Source organism: Clostridium sp. MCC345 (assembly GCF_018785345.1).
In the GTDB taxonomy this organism is placed as follows: domain Bacteria; phylum Bacillota; class Clostridia; order Lachnospirales; family Anaerotignaceae; genus Anaerotignum_A; species Anaerotignum_A faecicola.
In genome coordinates this window covers 310,766-322,465 of sequence record NZ_WQPP01000064.1, presented here as the reverse complement: position 1 = coordinate 322,465, position 11,700 = coordinate 310,766, and the positions used below count along the sequence as shown (strand labels likewise).

The window sequence follows — 11,700 nt, the reverse complement described above, 5'->3', positions numbered from 1 at the left end:
TTATCGTCACTCTCCTTCCTCTCGCTTCATTTTCAATTTCTTAAATCCTCCTTCCAAATATCCGTGTGACATATCGTGCCGAACAAGAGCATCGTAGTAGGTGTCTATTGTCGTCGGCGCATTGTATATCGTAGTCAGCATATACTGACGGATATTTCTAATCTTTGTGGTGTTCTCCTTGAAGCAGTCCATAACATATCGAATGTGTTCGGCATTCAGTTTCATAAACCGACTGCGGACAATTTCTGCCGGACGCTCCTCTGCACCAATGCGAATCAACGGTCGCTTCGTGCAAACTGTTTCAACGATCAACTCCAGAATGTTATCCAGCATTTCGGAATCGTAAGGGTAATCCTTCTTCAACAAATCCATACTGAGCTGATCCGAGAAATAATCAAAGTATTCTTGATACCGGTCATTCTCGTCCATCATTCCACCATTTCCGGAAGGAAAGATAGAATCAGTATCACTAAATTCAGTATTTTTAATATCAGTATTATTACATTGTGATTTCGGAAGTTCTTGAGTTGTGATTTCCATTGTTCCAGAATTGTGATTTTCACAATTCAAGAGTTGTGAATCCACAGCAGAGATAAAGTTCTTCACATAGATCAGGTTGGGCTTTCCCAAACCCTGGCGCTTACGTTCAATCAATCCTGCTTTCTTCTCAAGTTCACTGAGCAGCTTGATAGCCTTTTGTTCAGCACAGTTCAGAGCCATCTTCGCTTCGTCGATTGTAAAAATGATATACACTCTACCGTTTTTATCTATCCAACCATTCTTGGCAGACAGGCTCATGCGGTCAAGCAAAATGCCATACAGCATCTTGGCATCGGCAGAAATATTCCAGAACCTCTCGTTCGTGAACAACACCTTCGGAACTCGATAGAATGTGAATAGATCGGATTGCTGACCGTAAAAATAATCAAAACTCACACGGCTTCACCACCTTCTTTCTGCGGAAAACTTTCTGTTGTCAGCGGAATGCTGCGGAAAGTCGTATCCGTCTTTTCGTAAGGACATCGGGCAAAATAGTAGAAGCGGTATTCCTGTTCATACACATCCATATCAACGAAGCCCCACTTCACGCATAACCTTCTTCGTACACCAACCAATGCACGGGTGATCTCGCCCATAGGGACAGCCATCACATTCCGACTTGGGTTTCGGCGGCAAAGAGATTAAGTAGTAGCAATTATTTCTACCCAGACGGCAGCCCTTTCTGCCATTCGTCCAGAAGTAGCAGTAATGACAGTCGCTCGGCTTGTCTGCGGTATAAACAGGCTTGCTCAAATAAAACACCTCCAATCTCTTGTATTTGCCCATGGGTTTGGGCATAAAAAAAGAGCGCCTATCCATCCCCAATGCGGGGCAAATAGACGCTCTATGTACATAACGATATTTAATTTTATCTGCTATAACTGCATGGTATTCAAAACATCCGCCTTTTTTGATTAGCTGGATTTTTGGCACGATTTTGGGGCTGATTAGCAGGAAGGGCATTTTCATTAGCAAGAACAGCCCGTTTTCTGCTAAAAATTAGCTGGCGATTTTGTCTTATAACAACCGTTCGATTCTGGAGGGGTTGTCAAAAATCAAATTTTGGAGTAGAATTTTATCTCATACAGTGAAAGAGCTTTTTCGTAGCTTTTTATATAAGAAAAGCCGAAAACCCTTGAAAACAAAGGCTTTCGGCGTTGTTCACTGGCGTCCATAAGAGGATTTGAACCTCCGACCCCACGCTTAGGAGGCGTGTGCTCTATCCAGCTGAGCTATATGGACGTGTCTGATATATGATTATAGCCCGATCAAAGTCGAACTGCAATCCCTTATTTAGTTTTTTTTGAGGTGGCCGTTGTAACGCAACCTTAGGAGGCGAACGCTCTATCCTGCTGAGCTACAGAGACATCTATTCAATTAAAATTGGTAACGATCACTTTTCATCGTAAGGCGGCCGGTAGAGCATAACCTTAGGAGGCGGACGCTCTATCCAACTGAGCAGAAGGACAGCATGGTCGGAGAGTTCTCCGACCTATATTCCAATCTATATTGTAACGGGAAAGGAATTTTCTGTCAATCCTCAGAAATCACTGCAAACGTTCTTCGATGAGCGCAGCAAGCTTTCTTGCCTCTGCATCCATTTTTTTAATATCTGTCCCTTCAATCATCACGCGTACCAGTGGCTCTGTGCCGGAGGTACGAATCAGCACGCGTCCGTCCTGTGCGAATTTTTCCTCCAGCTCCGCAATCCCTCTGCGTACCACATCATCCTCCATGTAGCTGTTTTTCTTTGCATTATTCACGCGTGCATTGACCAGAACCTGTGGCATGGTCTGCATAATGCCTGCCAGCTCGGAGGCCTTCTTGCCGCTGCGTTTCAGTACGGAAAGCAGCTGAATGGCAGTCAGCGTACCGTCGCCCGTAGTGTTGTGGTCAAGGAAGATAACATGACCGCTCTGCTCGCCGCCGATGTTGTAGCCATCCGCAAGCATCCGTTCCAAAACGTATCTGTCCCCGACAGAGGTCTGCAAAATATGGATATCCTTTTCCTTGCCCATCATCGTCAGCCCAAGGTTGGACATCACCGTTCCGACAATCGTATCCTTCGCCAATGCGCCTCTTTCCTTCATATCCAGACCGCAAATGGCAAGAATCTTATCCCCGTCGATTAGGTTGCCCTTTTCATCCACAGCCAGACAGCGGTCAGCGTCCCCGTCAAAGGCGAAGCCGATATCTGCGCCGTTTTTCACAACCATTTCTTTCAAATCATCCATGTGGGTGGAGCCGCATTTATCATTGATATTTGTGCCGTCAGGCTCATTATGGATGATGCACAGGCTTGCGCCCAAATCAAGCATGGCAATGGGAGCCGCTTTATAGGCTGCCCCGTTTGCGCAGTCCAATGCAACCTTGATGCCGTCAAATTTTTCGGTGGTTGTCCGTGTCAGAAATGCAATATAATCATCTAATGCATCCTCGGCATATTCCTTCGTGCCAAGCCCGATGCCGGTAGGACTGGGCAGAATTTCCGGATGACTCATGATAATGTTTTCGATTTCATCCTCCAGTGCATCGCTCAGCTTATAGCCCTGATTGTTGAAGAATTTAATCCCGTTATATTCCACAGGGTTATGGGATGCGGAAATCATAACACCTGCATCCAGTCTGTATTTTCTTACCAGATACGCAACCGCAGGCGTGGGGATCACCCCTGCCACAACTGCGTGCGCGCCGACAGAGCAGATGCCGGAAACCAGTGCGCTTTCCAGCATATCCCCACTGATACGGGTATCCATAGCAACCAGAATACGAGGGGCGTGCTTTGTTTCCTTTGTCAGCACATACGCACCGGCTCTGCCTAAGCGAAACGCCAGCTCGCCTGTCAATTCTGTGTTTGCAACACCTCTTACGCCGTCTGTACCAAATAATCTAGCCATTTTTCTTCCTCCAAAACCTTATTCGTTCGCCGATGCACTGCCGTCACCGGAAACGGTTACATCAATATAAACAGGGCTTGCGTTCAAGCCGTTGGGCAAATCCAGATGCACCAGAACTCGATGCGTCCCTTCGGACATGCCGTTTACATGCACACTGCCATTCAGATCCTCTGCGCGCAGTCCGTTCAGGCTGCTGCTGTCGCCTGTAACGGTGACATGTGCCGTCCCGAAAGAGTAGGTCTTGCCGTCCTCCTGCCCCAGAATGGTTAAACGGGATTCATCCAGTGTGAACTGCTTTCCTTTCTGCGCCGTCTCGATGGCAACCGTTACCTGTACGCTGCTGCGGCTGTCATCATTTAAGGAAATGCCGTCCGGCAGATAATTTTCCAGATTGAATGTCTTTGTCACTGCGGCAGTGCGCCCCGAAACGTCAATGCTGTCCAGATGAATGGAAAGCAGGGCATCCAAATCCTCTTTAGAGCCTGTCACCTCTGCATATTTCGGCGAGCAGGAAACCGTGCCGACCTGATAGCCGTTTGCAGGCGTGCCTGTGATATCCACCTGAATCAGCACCTGCTTTGCATCATGTACCGCATAGGAAACCGTTACCTCGCGGATGTTCAGCGAAACGCCCGTTACCTCTGCGCCATGGTAATCATAGCAGGCAAGCTTTGCGTGAATATCTGTATTTTCTTCCAGCTCCTCCGCGTTGATGATTGCCTTTACCTTCGCAACCTGCCGCACCAGAGATACGGGACCGGAAACGGTTACGGTCTCTGCGCTCAGAACAGGGTCGGAAAGGGTAATGTCACTGTCGGGCTTGCCGTTTAATTCTACCTCAATTGGAAATTCCTTTGTTCGCAGGGTTTCCACCTGTGCCTCCACAACGGCAGGTGCCTTGCTGCTGATGGCATAGGCTGTACCGCCCTGATCAATGGAAACATTGACGGGCAGCGCAACGGAATCCCCGTTCACTGCATAAGCCAGCTCGGATAAATCCACCGAGGCGGTAATCCAGTCGGGGTTCTGGCTCAGTCTGTCCAGTGCGGTTCGCTGTGCCTTCACCTTTACGGTAATTTTTGTGTTTTTCAGCTCCTCTGCGTTGCCGACGGTCAGCCCGCGGGAGGTCAGTGTATCCATATTTTCCAAGGTTAAAGGTCTGCTGTAGCTGCGCGTATCCACAGGCTGTGTGATGTTGATTACCATAAACCACATGGTCGCGGCAATGGCAATGGAAAGCAGCTTCCAGCCAAGATCCTTCGTCAGTAATTCCTGAAATTTTTTCATTCTTTCTCCTGCCGTCCTTTCCAAATGGTTGCAAATGTCTTCTTGCTGCCTTCCTTGCGCGGCTGAGAAATCATATTTTTCAGCTGCTCAGGGGAGAGGTCACGGTAAAGCACGCCGCCCCTTGCCAGAGAGATGGCGCCGGTTTCCTCGGAAACCACAATAACATACGCATCGGAAACCTCGCTTGCGCCGATAGCGGCTCTGTGCCTTGTGCCAAGCTCCATGCTGACCTCGTTGCTGTCCGTCAGGGGCAGAAAGCATGTAGCGGCGGCTACGCGGTTGCGCCGCACAATCACTGCGCCGTCATGCAGTGGTGTATTGTGTTCAAAAATATTGATGAGCAGCTGACTGGAAACGATGGCATCCACAGGAATCCCCGTGCGTTCAAAGTCTCCAAGAGGAACCTTCTGCTCAATCAGGATTAAGGCACCTGTTTTCACAGAACCCATTTTTTCAGCAGCCTTCACAATTTCATCCACGGTTCGTTGTGCAGCTTTATCATCGGTTTCTTCAGAGCTTCTGGCGAAGGCGGTGAAGAATTTTCCTTTGCCCAGCTGCTCCAGTGCCTTTCGCAGCTCCGGCTGGAATACAACGATAACCGCAATGATGCCGACGGAAATGGTGTTGGAAAGAATCCAAAGAATCGTATTCAGCTTTAAGAGCATGGCAACCGCCGCAAGGGCGAAAATAACCAGAATCCCCTTGAACAGCACCCACGCGCGTGTTTCCTTGATCCAGAATATGATTTTATAAATAATATAGGCAACAATGAGGATATCCAGAATATCGGAAATGCCGAGGGATGGCCTTGCGAATTCTGTGATTCCGAGGTTGTCGAAAATGTTTTTGAAAACTTCCATCGTTCACACCCTGTCTATGCTTGTTTTCTCTGTCATGAAATGGTAAGATGTACTTCGTTCGGTACATCAATATGGGCGCAGAAGCCCAATATTTTTCATTATAGCATAAACTATGACAAAGTAACATGAAAAGATGCGGAAAAAATGAAACTTCTTTTCCTATTTTTCCTATGAAAATAGAATGTATATGATTTTTCTATCGGTTTGCTAAAAATATCGAATTGATGTAAAATTCCTGAAAATCATTTCCATGTTTTGGTTGTTTTTGTTTTTGTACAAAAGGCAGAAGGGATTGACTTTGTTTATTTTTTGTGTTTTAATAACGGTATGAAGGAATATTTTTGATATTTTGCCAAAATAAAAGAAAATTCCTTTATTGTTGTCTGACACTAATGCACGTATTCATTTTATATTCTTAAGGAGGAAGATCCAATGGCAGTTAAATTTGCAAACAGAATGAATCTGTTAAAAGGTTCCGAAATCAGAGCTTTGTTGGCACTGACAGCAAAACCCGAAGTTATCTCTTTCGCAGGTGGTATGCCCGCACCCGAGCTGTTCCCTACAGAAGGCGTTAAGGAAGCGGCTTGTAAGGTAATGGATAATATGGGTAGAGTTGCGCTGCAGTACACAGGTACAGACGGTTTTGCATCCCTGCGTGAAAAAATCGTTGCAAGAATGGCAGCGAAAAACGATATCCATGTAAGCATCGATGATATCCTGATTACAAGCGGTTCTCAGCAGGGTCTGGATTTCTCCGCTCGTGTATTCCTGAACCCCGGCGATGTTGTTCTGGTAGAAAGCCCCTCTTATCTGGGTGCAATCAATGCATTCAAGGCTTGTGAACCTACTTTCGTAGAAGTTCCTACAGATGATGCAGGTATGATTCCCGAAGAGCTGGATAAGATTCTGGCTACAACAGAAAACGTAAAAATGATTTACGTTATCCCCGATTTCCAGAACCCTACAGGCAAAACATGGACTCTGGAAAGAAGACAGAAATTCATGGAACTGATTAACAAATATGAAATCCCCGTTATCGAAGATAACCCTTACGGCGAACTGCGTTTTGAAGGCGAATTCCTGCCCTCCTTGAAATCCATGGATACAAAGGATCTGGTAATCTTCCTGGGCACAATGTCCAAGATTTTCGCACCTGGTCTGCGTATCGGTTGGGTTTGCTCCACAAACGCAGAGGTTCTGGGCAAATACAACTTCATCAAACAGGGTGCTGACCTGCAGTCCTCCACAATCGACCAGCTGATTACAAATCAGTTCTTGGAGGATAACGATCTGGATGCACACGTTGAAAAGATCAAAGCAGTTTACGTTAAGAGACGTGACGCAATGCTGAAAACAATGGAAGAAACCTTCCCGAAGGAAGTAAAATTCACACATCCCGAAGGGGGTCTGTTCACATGGTGCGTACTGCCCGAATACATGGACGCAAAGGTTATCGCGCCTCAGTGTCTGGAAAAGAACGTTGCTTACGTTCCCGGCGGCAGCTTCTTCCCTAACGGCGGTAAGGAAAACCACTTCCGTCTGAACTACTCCTGCATGCCTGAAGACAAGATTGTTGAAGGTATCACAAAGATTGCAGAGGTTCTGAAAGCAAACTTGAAATAATTTCTGCTTACACAGAGAATCAAGCCCTCCTTTTTGGAGGGCTTTTTTATGCCGAAATTGACAGTCTGTTTCAAGGAGAATATAATGGATACAGTATGAAAAAGGGTGGACAGAGGATAGACAAAGTGGACAGAGTGGACAGGTAAAAAACACGAAAAAATTGCGAAAGCGGACAGGCAAAGGGTGGACGAAAGAAAGGAAAATTCCAATGGCAAAAGAGAATTTGTCCATACAGATTGAATACGAAAAAAAAGAGGGCGGCGTGGTGCTGAAAAAGCTGCATGGCCGCTGTGCGGAGCTGCATGTTCCTGCCAAGATTGACGGACTGCCCGTCATTGCGGTTGCCGAAAGGGCATTTGCGGCAGAAAAGGAGGCACCCCCTGCGGAAATCGGCGAGGAGAAGGAGGCGAGCCTTTCCTTTGTGACGGAGCCACCTGCCGAAACCGCGGAGGGGCAGGCATTGCGAAGGGTTTTCCTGCCGGATACGATTGCGGAAATTGGGGCGTTTGCCTTTTCGGGCTGTGCCGCACTGGAGCGGGTACATCTGCCGGAGAGATTGACGGCGGTTTCCAAGCGGATGTTCGATGGCTGCGGGGCGCTGCAGGAAATTTCCCTGCCGAGGGCGGTCAGAAGCATCGGGGATTATGCGTTTTACGGCTGTGAACGGCTGAAGGAGCTTCGCCTGCCGGAGAGCGTGGAAAGCATCGGGCGATATGCCTTTTATAACTGCCGCAGGATGGAGAAAATCAATATCCCGCTGGCGGCAAGGGAATTAAATACGGGGCTGTTTCTGAACTGCGACAGTCTGAAACACCTTTCCTTCGGGCGTTGCAGATATATCTCCGATTTGATTTCGGGACTGAACCATGAATTGCAGCTGTCGATTGATTTCCCCATCGAGGGCGGCGAAACGAAGCACGCAGAGCTGGTACTGCCCGATTTTCAGTATGAATATATTGAGGATACGCCGGCAAGGCTGTTCCATCAGGTGAATTATGGCACGGGGCATATTTTCCGCCAGTGCATCGGGAATTCCGAGATTGACTTCCGCCGCTATGATGAGATTTTCTATCTGACGAAGCGCGAGGATGCCGCGGAAACGGTGCTCTTGCTTGCCATGAGCCGCCTGCGGTATCCGTATCGCTTGCAGGAGAAGCACAGGGAGGTCTACCTTGATTATCTGCGGGAGCATTTGCTCTGGGCGGCGGCGTATTTCATGGAGCAGAAGGAGGGGGAAACCCTGCGGCTGTTCGCGGATTGGGGACTGCTGACGGCGGAAACCACACCCGAATTGATTGCCCTTGCGCAGAAAAAGGGGCAGACCGCAGTGCTGAGCTTTTTGATGGATTATCAGCATAGGCATTTTGCCGCAACCAAAAAGAAAAAAACATTCGACCTATAATAATACATATTTTTGATATACCGCAGAACCATGAAATGGTTCTGCAAATGGGGGTACAGGGGAATCATTCCCCTGTCAGGGTGTGGGACAGCGTCCCACGGTTTTAGGGTTATAGGAGGTGAGAAGGCATGAACGAAACACATCAAAACCTCATCCGTATCGGTACGGATATTTTAAGCGCATCGCGTAACGAGCTTTACCTTTCCATGCGCTTTCTTGATTTGGCACTCAGCGGTCTTAGGTACGAAATGAACCTTTCCTCCCTGTACGTCGGGACAGACGGCGAAAAGATACTGTTTAACCCGCGCTACCTCGTACAGCGCTATCTGAGCGACCGCGTGCTTGTCAATCGCGCCTATCTGCACATGGTTCTGCATTGCCTGTTCCGCCATCCCTTCCATCTGAACCATCGGGATGAGGAGCTCTGGCACCTCGCCTGCGATATCGCGGTGGAATCTATCGTGGATTCGCTGTCTGTGAAGGCGGTGCGGCTCGTTGTCTCCGATAAACGAAACGAAATGTACGATATGCTCCGCAGAGAATTGAAGGTGCTTTCCGCCGAGGGCATTTATCGCGTGCTGGAAGAAAAAAAGCTTTCCTTGCAGGAATTCGGTAAGCTACAGCTGGAATTTTGGGTAGACGACCATGTCTTCTGGGAGCATCAGAAGGATGACGAGGACGAGAATAACAAGGACGGAGATAACCAGGATAACAGCAACGACCAACAGCAGGAGCAGGAGGAACAGGACGAAAAGCAGCAGCAGCTGGAGGAAAAATGGACAGAAATCGGGGAAAAGACCGAAACTAACCTCGAAACCTTCTCCAAGGATATGGACGCAGAGGCAGGGGAGCTTCTGCAATATCTGAAGGTCGAGAACAGGGAACGCTACGATTATCGGCAGTTTTTGCAGAAATTCGTGACGCTCAAGGAGGATATGCGCGTGGATGACGATGCCTTCGATTTTATCTTCTATACCTATGGCTTGCAGATGTACGGCAATTTGCCGTTGATTGAAGCACTGGAATATAAGGAAGTGAAGAAGGTGGAGGAGCTGGTGATTGCCATTGATACCTCCGAATCCTGCGAGGGGGAAACGGTGAAGCGGTTCTTAGAGGAAACCTACGCGATTCTTTCAAGCAGTGAAAGCTTTTTCCATAAAATGAACGTGCATATCATACAGTGCGATGCGGCGGTGCAGATGGATAAAAGGATCACCTCCAAGGAAGAACTGGCGCAGTTTATGGAGGACTTTGAGCTGAGAGGGAGCGGCGGTACGGATTTCCGCCCTGTGTTCCAATACGTTGATCAATTGATTGCCGAAAGGGCGTTTCAGAACCTAAAGGGTCTGATTTATTTCACAGACGGCTATGGCACCTTCCCCAAGCGCCGACCGCCTTATGATGCCGCCTTTGTGTTCTATCATGAGGATTATACGGATGTCGGCGTGCCGCCATGGGCGATGAAGCTGATACTGGGGAAAGAGGATTTGTCCTTGGGACTGCCGTCTCATGGGCGTTAGGAGGATAGCATGAATATTAAAAAAGCGAAGGAAGAAATCAAATATGCCATTCAGGCGTATCTGGCGAAGGACGAGTTTGGGGAATACCGTATTCCGGCGGTCAGACAAAGACCCGTTCTGCTGATGGGCGCGCCCGGTATCGGGAAAACCGCTGTGATGGAGCAGGTAGCGAGGGAGTGCGGCGTGGCACTGGTATCCTACAGCATTACGCATCATACGCGTCAGTCTGCCATCGGGCTGCCCTTTATCAGCAAGAAGGAATACGGCGGAAAGGAATACACCGTAACGGAATACACCATGAGCGAAATTATCGCATCGGTTTATGATAAAATGGAGGAAACCGGTTTACAGGAGGGGATTTTGTTTATTGATGAAATCAACTGTGCCTCCGAAACGCTTGCGCCTGCCATGCTCCAATTTTTGCAGTGCAAGACCTTTGGCGCGCATAAGGTGCCGGAGGGGTGGCTGATTGCCGCGGCAGGCAATCCCCCCGAATACAACAAAAGCGTGCGTGAATTTGATGTGGTAACGCTTGACCGTGTGAAGAAAATCGACGTAGAGCCTGATTTTTCCGTCTGGAAGGAATATGCCTATCAGCAGGGCATCCATGGGGCGATTCTGTCCTATCTGGAAATTCGCAAGGATCATTTTTATGCCATGGAGACAACGGTGGATGGCAAGCGGTTTGTGACGGCGAGAGGATGGGAGGATCTTTCTACCATCCTGAGGGTGTATGAGGATATGAATCTGCCGGTAGAGGAGGGGCTGATTTATCAGTACTTGCAGCACCGCAGGATTGCAAAGGATTTTGCGAATTATCTGGATTTGTACCGCAAATATCGCACCGATTACCGCGTGGACGATATTTTGCAGGGGAAATATACCAAGCAGGCGGTGACGAAGTTGCAGGATGCACCGTTTGACGAGCGACTGAGCGTGATGGGACTTTTGCTGAGCAGGCTTTCCGAGGGCTTCCGAGGGGCATACGAGGCGGATTTGACCGTAACGGGACTGCATGGCGCGCTGCTGGAGCTGAAGGATCGGTTCAACAGCCCCTATTGCCAGGAAACGCCATGGGAGAACCTCTTTACGGGACTGCTGGAGGAAAGAGAAGCCGCCTTTGCGAAGGAACGGAAGGCGGGACTTCTGGAGAAAACGGCGGAGCATGCCTGCTTGAAGGAATTGGAGCGGCTGCATTTCTTCCTTGCGGAGGGAAAACGGAGCGGCTGTCGGGAAAAGGAGGAGGCGTTTGCGCTGGTGAAGGGACTTTTCGCAAAAGAGGCGGAAGGACGGGAAAACGCCATTGCGGATGCGTCTGCGATGCTGGACAATGCCTTTGCATTTCTGGAGGAAGCCTTCGGCGCAGGGCAGGAGATGGTTATCTTCATTACGGAGCTGACCACGAACTTCTATAGCGTGAAATTCATCAGCGAGAATGGCTCGGAGAAATATTATCGGTATAACGCGGAGCTGCTGTTTGATGAAAAGCAAAAGACGATTTTGCAGGATATTGAGAAGGCGAAAACGGAGCTGAATCTTCTGTTTTAAAGAAAAGAAAAAGGCTGTCATCC

The 11,700-nt window shown here is 48.5% G+C and carries 10 protein-coding genes and 1 tRNA gene; 4 read left to right on the top strand and 7 right to left on the bottom strand.

What is annotated here, in order from left to right; all coding sequences use genetic code 11:
- Positions 1 to 6: 6 nt before the first annotated feature.
- From GPK49_RS12675 to cdaA, 7 genes are all read right to left on the bottom strand, one after another.
- On the bottom strand, positions 7 to 936 hold the full coding sequence (locus tag GPK49_RS12675) for a DUF6017 domain-containing protein (protein ID WP_002304312.1): 930 nt from the start codon (positions 934 to 936) through the stop codon (positions 7 to 9).
- Positions 933 to 1,067: a hypothetical protein gene (locus GPK49_RS13095; protein ID WP_265113830.1), complete on the bottom strand. Its 135-nt coding sequence runs from the start codon at positions 1,065 to 1,067 to the stop codon at positions 933 to 935. The genes GPK49_RS12675 and GPK49_RS13095 overlap by 4 nt, the downstream gene beginning before the upstream one ends.
- 1 nt (position 1,068) lies before the next feature.
- A complete protein-coding gene (locus GPK49_RS12665) occupies positions 1,069 to 1,338 on the bottom strand; it encodes a hypothetical protein (RefSeq protein WP_318283912.1) in 270 nt (89 codons plus the stop codon).
- A gap of 367 nt (positions 1,339 to 1,705) precedes the next feature.
- Positions 1,706 to 1,782: transfer RNA gene (locus tag GPK49_RS12660), tRNA-Arg, on the bottom strand.
- Between the two features lie 305 nt (positions 1,783 to 2,087).
- Positions 2,088 to 3,437, bottom strand: a complete 1,350-nt coding sequence (gene glmM / locus GPK49_RS12655; protein ID WP_118580281.1) for a phosphoglucosamine mutase — start codon at positions 3,435 to 3,437, stop codon at positions 2,088 to 2,090.
- A gap of 18 nt (positions 3,438 to 3,455) precedes the next feature.
- Positions 3,456 to 4,724, bottom strand: coding sequence for a CdaR family protein (locus tag GPK49_RS12650; RefSeq protein ID WP_215678381.1), 1,269 nt, complete (start codon positions 4,722 to 4,724; stop codon positions 3,456 to 3,458).
- Positions 4,721 to 5,584 carry a diadenylate cyclase CdaA gene (gene cdaA, locus GPK49_RS12645; RefSeq protein WP_016406770.1) on the bottom strand — a complete coding sequence of 288 codons (864 nt, stop codon included), beginning with the start codon at positions 5,582 to 5,584 and terminating at the stop codon, positions 4,721 to 4,723. Before cdaA ends, GPK49_RS12650 begins: the two co-directional genes overlap by 4 nt.
- A 432-nt stretch (positions 5,585 to 6,016) precedes the next feature.
- On the opposite strand from cdaA, the gene GPK49_RS12640 reads away from it, so the two are divergent.
- From GPK49_RS12640 to GPK49_RS12625, 4 genes are all read left to right on the top strand, one after another.
- Positions 6,017 to 7,207 carry an aminotransferase-like domain-containing protein gene (locus tag GPK49_RS12640; RefSeq protein WP_118580278.1) on the top strand — a complete coding sequence of 397 codons (1,191 nt, stop codon included), beginning with the start codon at positions 6,017 to 6,019 and terminating at the stop codon, positions 7,205 to 7,207.
- Positions 7,208 to 7,415: 208 nt separating this feature from the next.
- Positions 7,416 to 8,609, top strand: coding sequence for a leucine-rich repeat domain-containing protein (locus GPK49_RS12635; protein WP_215678378.1), 1,194 nt, complete (start codon positions 7,416 to 7,418; stop codon positions 8,607 to 8,609).
- 128 nt (positions 8,610 to 8,737) lie between these two features.
- Positions 8,738 to 10,129 carry a VWA-like domain-containing protein gene (locus GPK49_RS12630; RefSeq protein WP_215678375.1) on the top strand — a complete coding sequence of 464 codons (1,392 nt, stop codon included), beginning with the start codon at positions 8,738 to 8,740 and terminating at the stop codon, positions 10,127 to 10,129.
- 9 nt (positions 10,130 to 10,138) lie between these two features.
- The gene (locus tag GPK49_RS12625; protein WP_215678373.1) at positions 10,139 to 11,677 is read left to right on the top strand and encodes an AAA family ATPase; all 1,539 of its coding nucleotides are present in this window, start codon (positions 10,139 to 10,141) and stop codon (positions 11,675 to 11,677) included.
- Positions 11,678 to 11,700: the final 23 nt, after the last annotated feature.